Source organism: Streptomyces sp. NPDC090499, assembly GCF_044769305.1.
Classification (GTDB): domain Bacteria; phylum Actinomycetota; class Actinomycetes; order Streptomycetales; family Streptomycetaceae; genus Streptomyces.
Window position 1 is genome coordinate 260,266 of sequence record NZ_JBIVXP010000012.1, and the last position, 17,889, is coordinate 278,154.

The window sequence follows — 17,889 nt, forward strand, 5'->3', positions numbered from 1 at the left end:
TGGCTTCACATCGGCAGGTGTGACGCGCAACACTCGCAGGCGCATGAACGTTGCCGCCTTGGACACCGAAGTCCGTGGAAGTGAGGTCACGTCATGTCCGTGCACGACGACCTGACGTCAGTCCAGCGTTGCCTAGAGGACCTGAACCGGTCCGTCGGCCGCCTGGAGCAGCAGCTCGGGAGCGGCGGACTGGAGATGCGCCGTGTCCGCGCCGACGCCGATCACCTGCGCGAGAGCGTGGCACTGCTGCGGGAGGCGGCCCACACCGGCGCCCCGGGCAAGCGCCCCGAGCTCGTGACCATCTCCGACGACCCGTACGACATCAACCTGTGGACGGACACGGACGACGAGGGTCTCGGCGCCCGCGACCGGCGCGCCCCCTAGGAGCGCCCGCCCGCAGGCCCCGACCCCCGAACCGACCGGAGTCATCCCCTTGGCCACTGGTACGGAACCACATCCGAACAGCGGCGGCGTACACACCGGTACGCGCGCCGCGATCTCCGCCCCGCACCTGCGGACCGACCGCTGGTGGCTGGCGCCCGCCGTCACCGCGGCCGGTCTGTTCGCGTTCGTCGTCTACTCGACGTGGCGGGCCTTCTCGAACGCGCACTACTACTCGGCGCCGTACGTCTCGCCGTTCTACTCGCCGTGTCTGGCGGAGAACTGCAAGACCATGCCGTCCGGCCCGAACGCCGACCTCTTCGGCAGCTGGTGGGCGATCTCCCCGGCGATCATCATCCTGATCTTCCCGCTGGGCTTCCGCCTGACCTGCTACTACTACCGCAAGGCGTACTACCGCAGCTTCTGGGCCTCCCCGCCCGCCTGCGCGGTGGCCGAACCGCATGCGAAGTACACCGGTGAGACCCGCTTCCCGCTGATCCTGCAGAACGTCCACCGGTACTTCTTCTACTTCGCCCTGCTGGTCGCCGGCGTGCTGACCTACGACACGGTGCTCTCGTTCCGGGACACCCACGAGCACTGGGGCCACATGGGCCTCGGCACCCTCGTCTTCCTGGTCAACATCGTGCTGATCTGGGCGTACACGCTCTCCTGCCACTCCTGCCGGCACATCGTCGGCGGCAAGCTGAAGCACTTCTCCAAACACCCCGTGCGCTACAAGGCATGGCAGTTCGTCGGCCGGCTCAACAACCGGCACATGCAGCTCGCCTGGGCGTCGTTGGTGAGCGTGGCGCTCGCCGACTTCTACGTCTACCTGCTCGCGTCCGGTGTCTTCGACGATCCGCGATTCTTTTAGGGACTGGGGCTTCTGATGGCAGCGGTGGAGCGGCAGCAGTGGGACGTCGTGGTCGTCGGCGCCGGCGGGGCCGGACTGCGCGCCGCGATCGAGGCGCGCGAGCGGGGCGCCCGTACGGCGGTGATCTGCAAGTCGCTGTTCGGCAAGGCGCACACGGTGATGGCCGAGGGCGGCATCGCGGCGGCCATGGCCAACGTCAACGAGCACGACAACTGGCAGGTGCACTTCCGCGACACCCTGCGCGGCGGCAAGTTCCTCAACCAGTGGCGGATGGCCGAACTGCACGCCAAGGAGGCCCCGGACCGGGTCTGGGAGCTGGAGACCTGGGGCGCCCTCTTCGACCGCACGAAGGACGGGAAGATCTCCCAGCGCAACTTCGGCGGCCACGAGTACCCACGCCTCGCCCACGTCGGCGACCGCACCGGCCTTGAGCTGATCCGGACCCTCCAGCAGAAGATCGTCTCGCTCCAGCAGGAGGACAAGAAGGAGACCGGTGACTACGAGTCCCGGCTCAAGGTCTTCCAGGAGTGCACGGTCACCCGGATCCTGAAGGACGGCACCCGGGTCTCCGGGGTCTTCGCGTACGAGCGGGAGACCGGGCGCTTCTTCGTCCTCGAAGCGCCCTCCGTCGTCGTCGCGACCGGCGGCATCGGCAAGTCCTTCAAGGTGACGTCGAACTCGTGGGAGTACACGGGTGACGGGCACGCGCTCGCCCTGCTGGCCGGGGCGCCGCTGCTCAACATGGAGTTCGTGCAGTTCCACCCGACCGGCATGGTCTGGCCGCCGTCGGTGAAGGGCATCCTGGTCACCGAGTCGGTGCGCGGCGACGGCGGGGTGCTGCGCAACTCCGAGGGCAAGCGGTTCATGTTCGACTACGTCCCGGACGTCTTCAAGGAGAAGTACGCCGAGTCCGAGGAGGAGGGCGACCGCTGGTACGAGGACCCGGACCACAACCGGCGTCCCCCGGAGCTGCTCCCCCGCGACGAGGTCGCCCGCGCCATCAACTCCGAGGTGAAGGCGGGCCGCGGCTCCCCGCACGGCGGGGTCTTCCTGGACGTGTCGACGCGGATGCCGGCCGAGGTGATCCGGCGCCGGCTGCCGTCCATGTACCACCAGTTCAAGGAGCTCGCGGACGTCGACATCACCGCGGAGGCGATGGAGGTCGGGCCGACCTGCCACTACGTGATGGGCGGGGTCGCGGTGGACTCCGACACCGCCGCCGCCCGCGGGGTACCGGGGCTGTTCGCGGCCGGTGAGGTGGCCGGCGGGATGCACGGCTCCAACCGGCTCGGCGGCAACTCGCTCTCCGACCTGCTGGTGTTCGGGCGCCGGGCCGGCTGGCACGCGGCCGACCACGCGGCGGACCTCGACGAGCGGCCGGCGGTGGACGACGAGCAGATCGACGCGGCGGCCGCCGAGGCGCTGCGGCCGTTCTCCGCCGAGGGCCAGGAACCGGACTCCGGCCCGCCGGAGAACCCGTACACCCTGCACCAGGCGCTCCAGCAGTCCATGAACGACCTTGTCGGCATCATCCGCCGGGAGGGCGAGATGGAGCAGGCCCTGGAGCGGCTCGCCGAGCTGCGGGTGCGGGCGCGCCGGGCCGGGGTGGAGGGGCACCGGCAGTTCAACCCCGGCTGGCACCTCGCCCTGGACCTCAGGAACATGCTGCTGGTCAGCGAGTGCGTGGCCCGCGCCGCCCTGGAGCGCACCGAGTCGCGCGGCGGGCACACCCGCGAGGACCACCCGGCGATGGACCGCCGCTGGCGCCCCGTCAACCTGCTCTGCCGGCTGGCCGACCCCACCGGCGGGCTCGCCGCCACCGACCCGGAACGCGGCCAGATCGACCTCACCCGCGAGACCACCGACCCCATCCGAGCCGACCTGCTCGCCCTCTTCGAGAAGGAGGAGCTGGTCAAGTACCTCGCCGAAGAGGAGCTGTACGAATGAGCGGCTACACGGCCCACTTCCGGGTGTGGCGGGGCGACGTCGAGGGCGGCGGCCTGGAGGACTTCAAGGTCGAGGTGAACGACGGCGAGGTGGTCCTCGACATCATCCACCGCATCCAGGCCACCCAGGCCGCCGACCTGGCCGTCCGCTGGAACTGCAAGGCGGGCAAGTGCGGTTCGTGCTCGGCGGAGATCAACGGCCGTCCGCGCCTGATGTGCATGACCCGGATGTCCGTCTTCGAGCCGGAGGAGACCGTCACGGTCACCCCGCTGCGCGCCTTCCCGGTCATCCGCGACCTGGTCACGGACGTCGGCTTCAACTACCAGAAGGCCAGGGAGGTCCCGTCCTTCGTGCCGCCCGCCGGGGTCGCCCCCGGCGAGTACCGGATGTTCCAGGAGGACGTGGACCGCTCGCAGGAGTTCCGCAAGTGCATCGAGTGCTTCCTGTGCCAGGACACCTGTCACGTGGTGCGCGACCACGAGGAGAACAAGCCGGCCTTCGCCGGCCCGCGTTTCCTGATGCGCGTCGCCGAACTGGACATGCACCCGCTGGACGCGGCGGAGGCCTCCGGCCTGGACCGCAAGCGCACGGCCCAGGACGAACACGGCCTCGGCTACTGCAACATCACCAAGTGCTGCACGGAGGTCTGCCCGGAGGGCATCCACATCACCGACAACGCGCTGATCCCCCTGAAGGAGCGGGCGGTGGACCGCAAGTACGACCCGCTCGTCTGGCTCGGCTCGAAGATCAGGAGGCGCCCCGCAGGAGGCTGAGCACCTGCCGCAGGTTGGACTCGGCGATGTCCCGCATCGGTTCGCGCTCGGGGAAGTCGCCGTCCAGCAGCCGGAGCGGCCCGGCGACGAGGTTGAGGTGCATCGCGAGCCGGTACAGCGCCATCCGGTCCTCGTCGAGGTCGGCGGTGCGCAGCACGTCGTAGGCGGGCCCGAAGCGGAGCTGGAGGAAGACGTGCTCCCATTCGGCGTCGAAGTACATCAGGCCTTCGATGTCGATGAGCGCGGGATCGCCCTCCTCGGTCACCAGGACGTGGTCCGGGCCGAGTTCACCGTGCACGAGGGAGGCGTGGTCGCGCGGTTCGACCTGGTCGTAGAGGTCGTGCACGCGCTCGGTCAGCGCCTGCCGCACCTCGCGCAGCCGGGGGTCCCGCTCGGCCACCTCCGCGATGTCGCGCATCGCGCGGTCCGCGACGACCTGTTCGCAGGAGCTGCCGAGCGGCTTCCCGCCCTCCTCCACCAGGGCCGCCTTCCCGTACCCGGCGGAGAGGTGCGCGCGGAGCACGCCGAGCGTCCCCGCCAGCCGGGCCAGCGGCACCCGGGCGGCACCCGGGTCGCTGCGCAGCAGCACCTCCAGGCTGCCGCCGCGGACGTCCTCGACGACCGCGGCGTAGGCGGGCAGGTGGTGGGCGTCCTCGTCGGCGAAGAGCAGGCGCGGGGTGCGCACGCCGAGTTCGGTCAGCAGGTCGTGGGCGGCCAGGAAGAGCCCGAGACCGGAGGCGTGCGCGAAGGGGTCGCGGATGTCGGCGTCGACGGGCCCCCAGTAGTCCTCCTCCGGGGACCAGACGTACGCGATCGCGCTCCGGCCGTTGTCGAGGGCGAGCCGGTAGACGCCTTTCTTGCTCCCTCCGCGCAGCCGGGTGACGGCTGCGGGGGCACGGCCGAGGGCCTCGCGGGAGAGCGACGCGAGGTCGTCACGGGTGAGGTGGGCACGAGCGGTTGTCATGACGTACGAACCCAGTCCTTCCGATAAGAGGTCCAGTCATCCTCGGTGGCGGCGAAGTCGACGTACAGGGCGACGCCGAAGGTAGCGCGATCCGGGGCCGTCCGTGACAGTCCCAGCCGAACCCCGCGCACGGCGGCCGGCACGGTCTCCGCGTGCGCCCAGTGCCCGAACCGGTTCTCGTGGTAGAAGGGCAGCCCCATGAGCAGATCGGTGTCCGCCGGTGTGACCTCCAGTGCGAGGCTCGTCTGCTGCGCGACGTACCCGCCGTACAGGCTCTGCAGCGGCTGCATGGTGTCGTACGACATGACCGCGATCTGGTCCACCCGACGGGCGACCTGTCCGAAATATTCCTGCGACCACCATTTCGGATGACCGGTGACGGTACCCCAGAAGGAGTGAAAGGCCGGGAGCGGATCGATCTGGTGTGCGGCGACGGAGAGCAGCGGGGTGGCGGGGCGCAGGGCGTCCAGGAGGGCGAGGTAGTTCCGGTCGCCGGAGTGCAGGGGCTCCAGGTCGAAGTGGACCCCGTCGAACCCGGCACCGACGACCTGCCGGGCGGATTCGACCACGGCGTCCCGCGTCGCCTTCTTCTCCAGGTGCATGGCGTCCGGCTTCTCGGGCGCGACCTCGTCGCCGAGCCAGGCCTGCACCCGTACGCCGGGGAGTTTTCGATGCACGGCCGTTATCAGCCAACGGGCCTTGGGATAGGCCGATGTGGGCAGCGTGCCGTTGTGTTCCAGTGGTCCGGCATGGACGTAGAGGTCGCGAATGCCGGTGTCCGCGAGCCGGGCGGCGAGGGCGGTGACGTCGGCGTCGGTCCTACGACCGTCGACCCACGCGTGACCGAGCCAGAGGGCGTCCCGGTTCCGGCTGTACGTACCGGCCTTCGGGTCGCCGGTGTAGTTGATGCGGAGGGCGGTCTCGGCGATGAGGAGGGGGAGCAGCAGGAGGGCGAGGACGCGCAGCGTCCATCTGACGGCTTTCGCCTTCCCGCCTGCCCGGCCCGAGCGGCTCTCGTCGTCGGGTGCGGGTGACTCCGGTGCGGGTGCGGGCACGTCGGCGGGTACGGGTACGGGTGCGGGTGCGGGAGCAGGCGGCGCGGGGGCCGGGGCGTCGGTGCGGGCGGGTTGCGGGTTCTGCTCCTGGTTCGGGCTCCGTTCCATGTTCTGTCCGCCTTTTCTCGTCGTCCCCCGGCTGTCGCCGCCCCGGTCGCGGAGCCGACCTGCTGCCCATACGCTCCGAAATGTGACGTCATCCTTGATCCGGGGTCGGCCGAGGCATGCCACGGGGCACATAGCCGTGCGGGTGGGGCATGCGGTGCTGGGCGGGGTGGCCGGGGCGGTCTGGCTGGTGTTGCCGGTGATGACGAGCGTCACTCAAGATCCGGTTCCCGTGGCGGGCGGCGTGACGGCTTCCGCGGCCCAGGCGGCGGACGGGGCGTCGGCGACCGACTACGTCCTGCCGCTCGTCGCCGTGGCGGCGGCCGGCGCGCTGGGCGGCTACGGCTACGTACGCCGGATACGACGGGCCCGCTCGCGCACCACGCCGGGGGTCCTCTCCCCCGCCCCGCCGAAGCCGACGCCCGCCGATGCCGAGCGGCAGACCCGGGCCGCCCTGGTCCTCGCCGACGACTGCGTCCGCACCAGCCGGGAGGCCCTCGGGTACGTCGGGGCGGCCGCGGCCGCGGAACGGGCCCTGCGGGCGGCCGGGACCGAGCTGACGGCCGCGTTCGCGATATGGCGGCGGTACGAGGAGGGGGTGCCGGCGGACGACGCCGGGCGGCGCCAGGCGCTGGCGGGCGTGGTCGGGCGGTGCGCGGAGGCGGGGCGGCAACTGGACGCGGAGGCACCGGGGTTCGACGCCGAGTGGGACGCGGGGGACGCGCTGGCCGCGGCCGAGGGGCGGTTCCGGCAGCTGGCCGGGCGGACCGGCGGGGTGGCGGCGGCGCTGGCCGGGGCGGGCGAGCGGTACGGTGCGGCCGCGGTCGCCTCCGTCGTCGGCTACGTCGAACAGGCCAAGGACCGGCTGGTGTTCGCGACCTCGCGGCTCAACCAGGCCCGTCAGGCCGCCGATTCGGGCGACGGCGACGGGTTCCGGCGGGACGTGCGGGCCGCCGAGGGGGCCGTGGCGCAGGCCGGGCTGCTGCTGGGCGGGGTGGAACGGCTGGCGGCGGAACTGCGGACGGCGGCGGCGCTGGTACCGGCCGCCCTCACCGGCGCCGAGGCGGAGCTGGCGGGCCTGCGGGGGACCGCGTTGCCGCCGCGGCTGGCCCATGCCGACGCCGTGCTGGCCGGTGTGCGGGGCGAGCTGACCGGTGGCCCGTACGACACGGTGGACGCCCTGCGCCGGATCGTGCGGGCGGTGGAGGGGACGGGGGGCGGGCGGTCCGGGGTGATCGCGGCGGGGGCGGAGCTGGTGGCGCGCAGTGCAGTGGGGGCGGCGGACGACTTCGTGGGGACGCATCGGGCGGCGGTGGGGGCGGAGGCGCGGGCGCTGCTGGCCGCTGCGGGGCGGGCTGCGCCCGCGGACGCCGACAGGCTGGCACGGCGGGCGCGGGAGCTGGCGGAGCGGGATGTACGAGCGCACGGGAACCCGTTCGCCGGGGAGTCCGCGCACGGGAGCGGGGTGGCGGGGGTGGTGCTCGGGGGTGTGCTGCTGGGTGAGGAGGGGGACGGGGGGCCGGTGGTGGCCTTCGGGGGGCCGGAGAGCCGGGGGCGGTTGGGCTGACGCCCGCGGGGGTGCCGCGACCGGCCGTCGGGCGGCTGCGGGCGCGTGGGGGCTTGTCGCGCAGTTCCCCGCGCCCCTGAAAGCAGGGCGTTGCGCGAACACCCCTTCAGAAGCGCGGGACCGTATCGGTATGCGCTCACCAGAGCGCCCCGAAGGGGCGCGGGGAACTGCGCGACCAGCCCCCGCGGACCCGCGTCATGGCCACGGCCTCCTCAGAACAGGCTGAGGAGCGCCTCCGCGGGGTCGGTCAGGCCCGTTTCGCCGTCCGGGAGCGGGAGTTCGAACCACACCGTCTTGCCGCGCGGCGTCCGGCGTGAGCCCCACGCCGCGCTGAGCAGGCCGACCAGTTGGAGGCCGCGGCCGCCCTCGTCGGTGTCCCGCGCCCTACGGCGCCTCGGCTGGACCAGGCCGGAGTCCCAGACCTCGCAGACCAGGGTCCGGTCGAGGAGGAGGCGGAGCCTTATCTCGCCCTCGCCGTACCGCAGCGCGTTGGTGACGAGTTCGCTGACCAGGAGTTCCGTGGTGTCGACCAGCGGCTCCAGGCCCCAGGTGAGGAGCCGGCCGCGCGCGTACTCGCGGGCGCGCCCCACGCTGCGGGGCTCGCGCGGGAGCGTCCAGTCGCCGACGGAGTCGGCCGGCAGTCCCTGTACACGTGCCATCAGCAACGCGATGTCGTCCTCGCCGTGATGCGTGTCGAGGGTGCTGAGGACGTGGTCGCAGACGTCCTCCAGCGGCTGGGCGGGGTCCGTGAGGGCCCCTACGAACGCCTGGAGGCCCTCGTCGAGGGGATGGTCGCGGGACTCGACCAGGCCGTCGGTGTACAGCGCCAGCAACGCACCCTCGGGGAGTTCGACCTCGACCTCCTCGAAGGGCTCGCCGCCGACGCCGAGCGGCATGCCGGGCGGCACGTCGAGCATCAGGGCGGCCTCGCCGGGTTCCACGAGGACGGGCGGCAGGTGGCCGGCGTTGGCGAAGGTGCAGCGCCTGGTGACGGAGTCGTAGACGGCGTACACGCACGTGGCGAGGTAGACCTCGGAGAGGTCGGCGTCGCGGGGCTGGCGGGCCGTGCGGGTGGCCTGCTGGACCCCGCCGGGGGTGCCGAGGCCGCGGGCGATCTCGTCCAGCGCCGAGAGTACCTCGGCCGGTTCGAGGTCGAGCAGGGCCAGCGTACGGACCGCGGTGCGGAGTTCACCCATCGCGACCGCCGCGCGTAGACCCCGGCCCATCACGTCGCCCACCACCAGCGCCGTGCGGTGGCCGGGGAGTTCTATGACGTCGAACCAGTCGCCGCCGACCTCGGTGGCCGCGTTGCCGGGCAGGTAGCGGCAGGCGATGTCCAGGCCCGAGGCCTCGGGGTCGCCGGGCGGCAGCAGGGACCGTTGCAGTATCAACGCGCGTTCGTGCTCGCGCCGGTAGAGGCGGGCGTTGTCGATGCAGACGGCGGCGCGGGCGGCCAGTTCCACGGCGAGTTCCCGGTCGCGGTCGCCGAACGGCTCGCTGCCCTTGGTGCGGGCGAACTGGGCGAGGCCGACGACCGTGTCGTGGGCGACCATCGGGACGGCGAGGGTGGACTGGACGAGGCCGCCGTCCGCCGCCGGCACGTGCTGCGGGCGGGCGGTGCGCAGGGCGTCCGCGCACGGGGAGTTGAAGGGGTAGTGGTGGACCGCGCCGACGGCCACCGGGACGCCGCCGCCCACGAACGGGGCGTCGGAGACCGCGCTGGCGAAGGCGACCCGGCGCAGTTCGGCGCTGCCGTCGGCGAGTCCGGGCGGGGTCTCGTCACCGGCCAGCAGTCCCTGGTAGAGGTCGACGGTGGCGAGGTCGCAGAAGCCCGGGACGACCACGTCGAGGAGTTCGCGGGCGGTGGTCTCCAGGTCCAGGGAGTTGCCGATGCGGGCGCCGGCCTCGTTGAGCAGGGCGAGGTTGCGCCGGGCGGCGGCGGCCTCGCGGGCGGCGGCGCGGCGGGCGGTGATGTCGAGGCCGAGCCAGGCGATGCCGATGGGCCGGCCGGTGCCGCTGTGCACCCGGTAGAGGTTGATGGACCAGTGCCGGCGCTCCTCGGAGCCCGGGACGAAGCCCGTGACGTGCATGTCGGTGATGGAGTTGCCGGTCTCCAGGACCCGGCGCAGGGTGGCCGCGACCCGCTCGGCCTCGGAGCGCGGGAGGTAGTCGTGGACGCCCTTGCCGCGGTGGTCGTCGGGGGTGCCGCCGAAGATGGAGGAGAACCGTACGTTGGCGCGGCGGATCCTGAGGTCGGTGTCGATCAGCAGGAAACCGAACGGAGATTGACCGAATATCGACTGCGAGGCCGCGAGGTCGGTCTCGATGCTTCGCAGGGTGCGGACGTCGACGACGATGCACACGGCCGCGTTCTCGCCCTCGGCGGTGCGGGTGGGCATGACGTAGACCTCGGCGATGCCCTCCTCGCCGCGCCCGCCGTCCGCCTTGTCGGGCATCCGGAACGGGACGACGCCGGTCCACTCCCGGCCGTCCAGGATCTCCGCCATCTTCCGCTGGCCGCGCTCGCGCAGGTCCGGGTCGACGAACGCCTCGATGGGGTCCATGCCGACGGCGCGCTCGGCGGGGATGCCGAAGATCTGCTCGGCGCGCAGGCTCCACTGGTCGACCAGGCCGCCTGCGCCGATGGAGAACGAGGCGACCTTGATGTAGTCGTAGATCGAGCCGGGCGGGCTGCTCTGCCATACGGCGTCGCCAGGGGCCGCGGCCGCGGCTGTCTCCGCGGTCCCCGCCCTCGCGCCGTCCGACGGGTCCTCGGACTCCGTGGCCTTAGCTGGTATCTCGCTCACGCGAACCGTCCCCTCCAGCTCACCGCGTCCGGCACCGGTCACCGGGTGCGGCTGCCCGCAGTATCCAGCACTACGGTGCCGCCTGACACGGTGTTCACGATCACAGCACGGTCCCGACGATTTCCGGACCGGACCGTGACAACACTTCCAGTCTTCTAACCAGGGAACACGCCGTCGAATCACGTACTCCGGCACACGTTGATCGGCCACTCCCGCGGGTGGACGCGGTAGCACTGCGTGTACACCCCGTTCACCCCGTTCACCCTGGTACGGCCAGCTCGAACCAGACCGTCTTGCCGTTGTCCCCCGGACGGGTACCCCAGCGCCGCGAGGAACCCGCGACCAGCTGGAGGCCGCGGCCGCTCTCGTCGTCGGGGCCGGCGGCGCGTTCGCGCGGCGGGTCCGGGAGCGGGTCGGAGACCTCGACGCGCAGGGTGTCGCCGAGCCCTGGGGGGCGTGGGCGGACGAGGCGGACGCCGATGGGACCGGTGGCGTGCCGCAGCGAGTTGGTGACCAGCTCGCTGACCAGCAGGGCGGCCAGATCGGCGAGGCCGTCCAGGCCCCAGCCGCGCAGTTTGTCGCGGACCGCGGTCCGGGCGGTGCGCACGGCGCCCGGTTCCGCGGGAAAGGTCCACTCGACGGTGTCACCTTCGGTGTCGATCACACCGATCACTTCCCGGTTGCTTCCCCGGCTGCGAGCCCGGCACTGTCCGGTTTCATGGGGTTAATGGGCACATACCCGGTTACCGGGAGGCAGTACCGCGGGAGAGGGCGCACTGTGGTGCGAACGGCTTACGCCGGGGAGGCCGTGCGCCCAGGGGCTCGGGGGGTGCGCTTGCCGGGCGGGTGCGGCGCCGTGGGGGCTTGTCGCGCAGTTCCCCGCGCCCCTAGCGGGGACGGGGCTTCACCCCCGCCCCCGCTCCGTCCGCCATCGCCGCCACCTCGCGTACCGCCGGGACGTCCTGGTCCAGCCAGTTCACGTCCCAGATCTCGGCCGGGGTCAGCCAGCGCAGCTCGTCGTGGTCCTGGAGGGGCTCGGGGTCCGGGGAGCCGGGGTGGAGGCGGGCGGTCCACACCTGGAGGACGTACGGCTCCCGCAGTGGCCACTCCCCCGGCACCCGCGCCAGCGCCTCCGCCTCGACGCCCAACTCCTCGTGCAGTTCGCGCACGAGGGCGTGCTCGGCGCTCTCGCCGGGCTCGACCTTGCCGCCGGGCAGCTCCCAGCGGCCGGCCAGCTCGGGGGGCGCGCTGCGGCGGGCCGCGAGGAGGCGGCCGCTGTCGAGCAGAGCGGCTCCGACCACCACGATCCGTTCACTCATGGGCCGGAGCCTACGGGAGGGTCAGTTCCGGGTGGCCCCGTCCCCGTTGGCGTGGCCGATGCGCTCGACCCAGTAGAGCTGCTTGTGCCCGCGGTCGTCGAGACTGTCGGCGATCTTCTGCGCCTCGGCCCGGGTCGCGTACCGGCCGACCCGGTAGCGATTGCCGTTGTCGTCCTGCCGTATGACGAGCCAGGGGAGAGAGACCGTGCCTTCCGTCATCGCGCCCCTCCGCATCTCCCGGCTCCCGTCCATCCCCGCCCCGCTAAGGAAACCGCACTCCGCATATGCCCGAGCGTACGCCTAACCTTTACGCAGCGAATACGCCTTTTCACAAAGAGGTACGCAACCAGCCAGAACGGTGGGGGCGCACGACAACGAATGCGCCGTCCGCGCGCCCCGCACTTCGGGTCGCGGGCATGCCGAGGGCAGCCGGGCCACCTGGGAGAACGGCCGGATTCCAGCGGCGGGCACCGGTCCGGTCCCGGATCGTGAAGGCGTCAACCATCGTGAGGGTGTGCGCTACTTCACGGCGAGGTGGTACGGCCGCTACCGCACCGGCAGATGGTAGGAGGCCCGGTAGCGGTCGGCGGGGATGACGACGTCCGCGGTCTCCACCGGGCGGCCGGAAGCGTAGTACGTCCGCTGGATCACCAGGACGACATGGCCGGGGACCCCGCCCAGGGTGAGCAGTTCCTCGGCGAGGCCGGGGCGGGCGCCGACCTCCTCGGTGACGTTGTCCACGACGACGTCGATCGCGCGCATCCGCTCGACCACGCCCATCCCGCCGAGCGGGCCCTCCTCGGGCAGCATCACGGGGGTGCGGCCGGTGACGGCGAGCGGCTCCCAGGAGGTGGAGAGCATCATCGGCTCGCCCGCGTCCCGGAACAGGTACCGGGTGCGCATCACGCGGTCGCCCAGGTGGATGCCGAGCCGGTCGGCGATCGCGGCGCCCGCCCCGGTCTGCTCGCTGCTGGACTCCCAGGTGCCGCGCGCCGTCGCGTCGGACTGCTCCTGCCGGAACGGGGTGGCGCCGCCGGCCGGGCGGTACCCGGAGCGGGCCACCCGCCGGGGCACCGGCCGCTCGCGCACATACGTCCCGGAGCCGGACCGGCCCTCGACCAGCCCCTCGGCCATCAGCACCTTGCGGGCCTCCAGGGCCACCGTGTCCGAGACGCCGTACTCCTCGCGGATGCGGGCCTGCGAGGGCAGCCGGGTGTGGGGCGGCAGCGAACCGTCGACGATCTTCTTGCGGAGATCACCCGCGACACGCAGATACGCCGGCTGCTCACCGAAAGTCACTGGCCGCTCCCATCAGGTTGTACAGACAGCAACAGCGTGGCAACCGTGGGTTGAGCCATGCAAGCAAAGGCCAGAGAATCACTCGATGTGATGACATGTGGCCCGGGGATGCATTACGCAGGCACTTTCTCCCCGTTATAGCCGCGATCACACCTCCATGCCGGAGCCGCTTCCTCCGCTGCCGGCGCCGCCGCCTCCGTCGTCGTACGAGGGCGGGGTCGTGGCGAGGCCCAGAGCCTTGCGGGCGGTGACGGTCCGCTTCGGGTCGAGGAGCGCCGAACCCTTGTCGTAACGGGTGTAGTAGGTGTCCGCGTCCGTGGCCCTGGCCGCCTTCGCCCACTCCGCCTTCGCCCGGTCGAGGTCCGCGACCAGGGCGTCCACCGGCTGCTTCGCGTCCGGGCCCCAGTCGTGCGCGCGCAGCATCGCGGTCTGCGTGCCGAGGGCCGTGGTCACCTGCTGCGCCCACTGCCGGTAGCCGGGCAGGTCGTCCTCGACGTACTCGGCCTCGGGGGCGCCGGCGAGGGCGGTGTTGAGGACGTGCGCGGCGCCGAGGTAGGCGACCTGGTCGTCGTCCAGCACGCTCTCGTCGTTGCGCAGCGAGCCGGACAGGGTGCGGCCCTCGGTGGTGTTGCCGAAGACGCAGGCGACCTCCCGGTCGCCGTACGCCCAGCTGTCCTCGCTGGGCGTGAAGTAGTACACGTCGACGTCTCCGGGGATCGCCCAGCCGTCCATCGCGTAGCCGTCCTCCAGGCCGTAGCAGCGCCGGTCGGCGGAGTCGCCGACGCTGTCGTCGCCCGGATAGTCCGAGCCCTTGAGCCGGTAGGTGGCGAAGACCTCGCCGTCGTGCGCCTTGCCGCAGTCCACGACGGAGACGTCGGAGACCAGGTCGCCGGTGAGCGTGCCGTCGGGGGTGTCGAAGCAGTCGCCGGTGGACAGCGAGAGGCTGGAGCTGTCGTTCGCGCCCTCCTTGACGCCCTGCCAGAACTCCGCCGCCCCGCCGGTGGACAGCGTCAGCACCCACACGGCCAGCCCGAGCACGGAGAGCACCGACCCGATGACCGCCATCGCCCTGCCGCGCTCACCCCGCTTGCGGATCTGCCCCAGCCCGATCAGCCCCAGCACCAGCCCCACCCCCGGCAGGCAGCACAGCAGCCCGAGCACGAGGGAGGCGATGGCGAGCCCGTTGACGGGCGGCTGCGGGGCGTAGGGGCCGTACCCCTGCCCCCACGGCTGGTACGGCCCCGGGTACGGCGGCTGCTGCCCGTACGGCGCCTGCGGGTACTGCGGCAGGCCCGACTGGGGCGGTGGGTAGGGCCCTTGTGGCTGGTGGGGGCCGGGGGGCGGAGGTATGGACACCGGTACCGTGCTCCTGAGGGGGCGTCGGGCCGCACGGAAACGGACGGCCGGACTGACGTACGACTGCGCGCATCGTAAGCGCGCCGTGGACGGGGGCGGAATGAGGGTGGGGAAGGCGACCGCGCGCGCGGTGAACGGGCTGACCGCGCGCTGGGCGGCCACGGCGGAGGGCGGCACGGTGTTCTCCGCGGCCGGGGTGTGGCCGCTGCTGGCCTTCCTCGCGGACGGCGCGGACGGCGGGGCGCGCGCCGAGCTGGCGGACGCGCTGGGCCTGCCGGCGGACGAAGCGGCCGCAGCGGCACGGGAGTTGCTCGGCGGGATGGCGGCCATGCGCGGCCTGGACACCGCGGTGGGCCTGTGGACCAGGCGGACCCTGGAGCTGCGGGAGGCCTGGGCGGCGGGGCTGCCCGCCGGCACGCGCGGGGTGCTGACCGGGGACGTGGCGGCGGACCGCGCGGCGCTGGACGCCTGGGTCGTGGACCGCACCGGCGGGCTGGTCGACCGGATGCCGGTCGGCCTGGACAAGGACCCGGAGCTGGTCCTGGCGGGCGCGCTGGCGATGCGCACGCGCTGGCTCGCGCCCTTCGAGGAGTGGCCGCTGGAGACGGCGTACGCGCCCTGGGCGGCCGTCGAACGGCTCGGTCTGCACCGCTCCGGCGCGCAACTGGACCGGATAGGCCTGGCGGACACCCCGGACGGCTTCGTCACCGAGCTGAAGGTGCTGGGTGACAACGCCCTGGACGTCCATCTGCTGCTGGGCGAGGAGCGGATGGCCCCGGGGCAGGTGCTGGCGGCCGGTGTCGGCATCCTGGACGGCGCGCACCGGGTGGTGCCGGGCGGGCTGCTCCCCTACGGCGAGCCCGGACCGGGGCTGAGCGTGGCGAAGGTGCGGTGCGAGACACCGCAGCCGCCGCGGCTCGACGTGACGACCGCGGCCTACGCCGTGACGGCCGACCACGACCTGCTGGCACTGCACCGGCTGTTCGGACTCACGACGGCGACGGACCTCCGCCGCGGCCACTTCCCCGGCATCAGCGCCTTCCCGCTGGCCGTCGGGTCCGCCGAGCAGACCACCATGGCGAAGTTCGGCGCACTGGGCTTCGAGGCCGCGGCGGTGACCGCGTTCGGAATGGCCGCGGCGGGCCTCCCGCCCGAGCGGCGTCACGTCACCACCGTGATCGACGCCTCCTTCGACCGCCCCTTCGGCTTCCTCGCCCTGCACCGGCACTCCCGGCTCGTCCTCGCGGCGGGCTGGGTCACGGATCCCCTGCCCTTCCCCGACTACCCCTGGGAGGACGACGAATGAACGAGACCGTCGGCGCCGTCAACGCACTCACCGCACGCTGGGCGCGGCAGACCAGACAGGGCACGGTCTTCTCGGCCGCCGGTGTCTGGCCGCTGCTGGCGTTCCTCGCCGACGGCGCCGGCGGCCCGGCCCGGGACGAACTGACCCGGGCCGTGGGCAGGCAAGCGGATCAGGCTGCCGCAGGCGCGCGGGAGTTACTCAGCGGGCTCGACTCGATGCCGGGCGTCGGGTCGGCTCTGGGGCTGTGGACCGACGGGGCGCTGGAGCTGCGCGAGCCGTGGGCGGCGGGGCTGCCCGCCGACGCGCACGGGGTGCTCGGCGCCGATCCCGCGGCCTCCCGGGCGGCGCTGGACGCCTGGGCGGCGAAGCGCACCGAGGGGCTGGTCGAGCGGCTGCCGGTGCGGTTGGCCGAGGGCGCCCGGCTGGTGCTGGCGACCGCGCTGGCGCTGCGCACGGACTGGCAGCACCCGTTCCGGGAGACGGTGCTGCGGCCCGGCGCCGGGCCCTGGCAGGGGCGGGACCTGGCCGGTCTGCACCGCAGCAGTGTCCGGCCCGACCGGATCGGGGTGGCCACCGGTCCGGACGGGCCCGTCACCTCGGTGAAGGTCCTCGGCGACAACGGCCTCGACGTGCACCTGGTGCTCGGCGCGGAGGGGATGGCGCCGGGGCAGGTGCTGCACACCGGCATCGGCGTCCTGGAGCGGGCCCTGCCGGTGACGACCGGCGGGCAGCTCCCCTACGGGCCCGCGGGGCCCGGCGTGGTCGTGGAGCGGCAGCCGTCGGTCGCGCCGGACCCGATCCGGCTCGACGTGACCACCCCGGGCTTCACGGTCCGCGCCGACCACGATCTGCTCCAGCTGCACGGGCTGTTCGGGCTCTCCACGGCCGCGGACGCCCGCGAGGGGCACTTCCCCGGGATCAGCGCCGCGCCGCTGGCCATCGGGGCGGCCGGGCAGTCCGCGGTCGCGGAGTTCGGGCCGCTGGGCTTCCGGGCCGCCGCGGTCACCGCCGTGGCGGCGGCGCCGGGCGGCGGGCCGCCGCGGTACCAGTACGAGTCCACGGTGGTGCGGGCCGCCTTCGACCGCCCGTTCGGGTTCCTCGCCGTGCACCGGGAGAGCAGGCTGGTGCTGGCGGCGGGGTGGGTGACGGAGCCGACGGTGGTGGGCTGAGCGCTCTGCCGCAAGGGCAGCGATGTGCCGTCGTCCGGCTGCGGCGCCATCGTGGCCGGTCGCGCAGTGCCCCGCGCCCCTGAAGGGGCGCTGCCACCCGGCCTGCTCATGCGAAACCCGTGGCCCGGGTCCGCTTCTCCCAGGCGGCGATGTCCCCTCGTACGGTGTCCAGTTGGGTCAGTACGGCGGTCACCGCGTCGTCGCCGAGGGGCAGGTGCAGCGGGGTCTCCTCGGCGGCCAGGGCGGCCAGGATCAGGGCGGCGGCCCTGGCCGGGTCGCCGGGCTGGCTGCCGTGGCCGCCCTCGACGGCGGCGCGGGTCTCGGCGACCCTGGCGTAGACGCCGGAGTCGTCGCTGGCTCCGGCCCTGGCGGTGTCGAAGAGGGCGGTACGGAAGGCGCCCGGCTCCACGATCAGCACCTTGATCCCGAACTCCCGCACCTCGTCGGCGAGCCCCTCGGACATGCCCTCCAGCGCGAACTTCGTGCCGCTGTAGGCGGAGAAGCCGGCAAAGGACATCTGCCCGCCCATGCTGCTCATCTGGACGATCGCCCCCGAACGCTGTGCGCGCAGGTGCGGCAGGACCGCCCGGACCAGCGCGGCCGGACCGAAGACGTGCACCTCGAACAGGTCGCGCAGTTCGGCGTCGGTGGTCTCCTCGAAGGCGCCGACGTGGGTGCGGCCCGCGTTGTTGACGAGGACGTCGATCCGGCCGTGCCGGGCGATCACGTCCCGTACGGCGGGTTCGATCGACGCCGTGTCCGTGACGTCCAGGCGGACCGGGTCCACCCGGCCGGGGTGGGCGGCGGCCAGCTCCGCCAGTGCCTCGGGGCGCCGGGCCGCGCCGACGACCGTGTCGCCCGCGGCGAGCGCCGCCTCGGCGAGCGCCCGGCCGAAGCCGCTGCTCGCGCCGGTGATGAGCCAGACCCTGGTCATGTCCCGTCTCCCTGTCGCTTCCTGGTGCTCTCC

The 17,889-nt window shown here is 73.0% G+C and carries 16 protein-coding genes; 7 read left to right on the top strand and 9 right to left on the bottom strand.

Going from position 1 to position 17,889, the window contains the following annotated elements:
• The first annotated feature begins 93 nt into the window (after positions 1 to 93).
• Genes ACIQVL_RS36050 through ACIQVL_RS36065 form a run of 4 tightly spaced genes read left to right on the top strand, consistent with a single transcriptional unit; the run spans position 94 to position 3,975 of the window.
• On the top strand, positions 94 to 384 hold the full coding sequence (locus ACIQVL_RS36050) for a hypothetical protein (RefSeq protein ID WP_093499289.1): 291 nt from the start codon (positions 94 to 96) through the stop codon (positions 382 to 384).
• A 49-nt stretch (positions 385 to 433) separates the two neighbouring features.
• A complete protein-coding gene (locus ACIQVL_RS36055; RefSeq protein WP_403441023.1) occupies positions 434 to 1,255 on the top strand; it encodes a hypothetical protein in 822 nt (273 codons plus the stop codon).
• Positions 1,256 to 1,270: 15 nt separating this feature from the next.
• Entirely contained in the window at positions 1,271 to 3,202 is a 1,932-nt protein-coding gene (locus ACIQVL_RS36060) for a fumarate reductase/succinate dehydrogenase flavoprotein subunit (protein ID WP_403441026.1), read from the top strand.
• A complete protein-coding gene (locus tag ACIQVL_RS36065) occupies positions 3,199 to 3,975 on the top strand; it encodes a succinate dehydrogenase/fumarate reductase iron-sulfur subunit (RefSeq protein ID WP_403441029.1) in 777 nt (258 codons plus the stop codon). The genes ACIQVL_RS36060 and ACIQVL_RS36065 overlap by 4 nt, the downstream gene beginning before the upstream one ends.
• Here ACIQVL_RS36065 and ACIQVL_RS36070 read toward each other — a convergent pair.
• Both ACIQVL_RS36070 and ACIQVL_RS36075 read right to left on the bottom strand, forming a co-directional pair.
• The gene (locus ACIQVL_RS36070; protein ID WP_403441032.1) at positions 3,950 to 4,939 is read right to left on the bottom strand and encodes a phosphotransferase family protein; all 990 of its coding nucleotides are present in this window, start codon (positions 4,937 to 4,939) and stop codon (positions 3,950 to 3,952) included. The genes ACIQVL_RS36065 and ACIQVL_RS36070 overlap by 26 nt on opposite strands.
• Positions 4,936 to 6,102 carry a hypothetical protein gene (locus ACIQVL_RS36075; RefSeq protein WP_403477425.1) on the bottom strand — a complete coding sequence of 389 codons (1,167 nt, stop codon included), beginning with the start codon at positions 6,100 to 6,102 and terminating at the stop codon, positions 4,936 to 4,938. The genes ACIQVL_RS36070 and ACIQVL_RS36075 overlap by 4 nt, the downstream gene beginning before the upstream one ends.
• 82 nt (positions 6,103 to 6,184) lie before the next feature.
• Here ACIQVL_RS36075 and ACIQVL_RS36080 point away from each other — a divergent pair, with 82 nt between their 5' ends.
• Positions 6,185 to 7,666, top strand: coding sequence for a hypothetical protein (locus tag ACIQVL_RS36080; RefSeq protein ID WP_403477426.1), 1,482 nt, complete (start codon positions 6,185 to 6,187; stop codon positions 7,664 to 7,666).
• A gap of 212 nt (positions 7,667 to 7,878) precedes the next feature.
• Here the strand turns inward: ACIQVL_RS36080 and ACIQVL_RS36085 are convergent, their stop codons facing one another.
• From ACIQVL_RS36085 to ACIQVL_RS36110, 6 genes are all read right to left on the bottom strand, one after another.
• Entirely contained in the window at positions 7,879 to 10,473 is a 2,595-nt protein-coding gene (locus ACIQVL_RS36085) for a SpoIIE family protein phosphatase (RefSeq protein ID WP_403477427.1), read from the bottom strand.
• Positions 10,474 to 10,732: 259 nt separating this feature from the next.
• A complete protein-coding gene (locus ACIQVL_RS36090) occupies positions 10,733 to 11,146 on the bottom strand; it encodes an ATP-binding protein (RefSeq protein ID WP_403477428.1) in 414 nt (137 codons plus the stop codon).
• 214 nt (positions 11,147 to 11,360) lie between these two features.
• Positions 11,361 to 11,792, bottom strand: coding sequence for a (deoxy)nucleoside triphosphate pyrophosphohydrolase (locus tag ACIQVL_RS36095; protein WP_403477429.1), 432 nt, complete (start codon positions 11,790 to 11,792; stop codon positions 11,361 to 11,363).
• A gap of 21 nt (positions 11,793 to 11,813) precedes the next feature.
• Positions 11,814 to 12,011, bottom strand: a complete 198-nt coding sequence (locus tag ACIQVL_RS36100; RefSeq protein ID WP_403441047.1) for an SPOR domain-containing protein — start codon at positions 12,009 to 12,011, stop codon at positions 11,814 to 11,816.
• Between the two features lie 327 nt (positions 12,012 to 12,338).
• Positions 12,339 to 13,091, bottom strand: a complete 753-nt coding sequence (locus tag ACIQVL_RS36105; RefSeq protein WP_403441050.1) for a GntR family transcriptional regulator — start codon at positions 13,089 to 13,091, stop codon at positions 12,339 to 12,341.
• Positions 13,092 to 13,238: 147 nt separating this feature from the next.
• Positions 13,239 to 14,447, bottom strand: coding sequence for a DUF4190 domain-containing protein (locus tag ACIQVL_RS36110; protein ID WP_403477430.1), 1,209 nt, complete (start codon positions 14,445 to 14,447; stop codon positions 13,239 to 13,241).
• 100 nt (positions 14,448 to 14,547) lie between these two features.
• Here ACIQVL_RS36110 and ACIQVL_RS36115 point away from each other — a divergent pair, with 100 nt between their 5' ends.
• Both ACIQVL_RS36115 and ACIQVL_RS36120 read left to right on the top strand, forming a co-directional pair.
• Entirely contained in the window at positions 14,548 to 15,753 is a 1,206-nt protein-coding gene (locus ACIQVL_RS36115) for a serpin family protein (RefSeq protein ID WP_403477431.1), read from the top strand.
• The gene (locus ACIQVL_RS36120) at positions 15,750 to 16,922 is read left to right on the top strand and encodes a serpin family protein (RefSeq protein ID WP_403477432.1); all 1,173 of its coding nucleotides are present in this window, start codon (positions 15,750 to 15,752) and stop codon (positions 16,920 to 16,922) included. The genes ACIQVL_RS36115 and ACIQVL_RS36120 overlap by 4 nt, the downstream gene beginning before the upstream one ends.
• A gap of 106 nt (positions 16,923 to 17,028) precedes the next feature.
• Here ACIQVL_RS36120 and ACIQVL_RS36125 read toward each other — a convergent pair whose 3' ends face one another.
• On the bottom strand, positions 17,029 to 17,856 hold the full coding sequence (locus tag ACIQVL_RS36125; protein ID WP_403441061.1) for an oxidoreductase: 828 nt from the start codon (positions 17,854 to 17,856) through the stop codon (positions 17,029 to 17,031).
• Between the last annotated feature and the right edge of the window lie 33 nt (positions 17,857 to 17,889).

Bases quoted from the DNA above. Each gene is read 5' to 3' on its own strand.
- ACIQVL_RS36050 (WP_093499289.1), top strand. From the start codon at position 94: ATGTCCGTGCACGACGACCTGACGTCAGTCCAGCGTTGCCTAGAGGAC.
- ACIQVL_RS36060 (WP_403441026.1), top strand. From the start codon at position 1,271: ATGGCAGCGGTGGAGCGGCAGCAGTGGGACGTCGTGGTCGTCGGCGCC.
- ACIQVL_RS36065 (WP_403441029.1), top strand. From the start codon at position 3,199: ATGAGCGGCTACACGGCCCACTTCCGGGTGTGGCGGGGCGACGTCGAG.
- ACIQVL_RS36070 (WP_403441032.1), bottom strand. From the start codon at position 4,939: ATGACAACCGCTCGTGCCCACCTCACCCGTGACGACCTCGCGTCGCTC.
- ACIQVL_RS36075 (WP_403477425.1), bottom strand. From the start codon at position 6,102: ATGGAACGGAGCCCGAACCAGGAGCAGAACCCGCAACCCGCCCGCACC.
- ACIQVL_RS36095 (WP_403477429.1), bottom strand. From the start codon at position 11,792: ATGAGTGAACGGATCGTGGTGGTCGGAGCCGCTCTGCTCGACAGCGGC.
- ACIQVL_RS36100 (WP_403441047.1), bottom strand. From the start codon at position 12,011: ATGACGGAAGGCACGGTCTCTCTCCCCTGGCTCGTCATACGGCAGGAC.
- ACIQVL_RS36115 (WP_403477431.1), top strand. From the start codon at position 14,548: ATGAGGGTGGGGAAGGCGACCGCGCGCGCGGTGAACGGGCTGACCGCG.
- ACIQVL_RS36120 (WP_403477432.1), top strand. From the start codon at position 15,750: ATGAACGAGACCGTCGGCGCCGTCAACGCACTCACCGCACGCTGGGCG.
- ACIQVL_RS36125 (WP_403441061.1), bottom strand. From the start codon at position 17,856: ATGACCAGGGTCTGGCTCATCACCGGCGCGAGCAGCGGCTTCGGCCGG.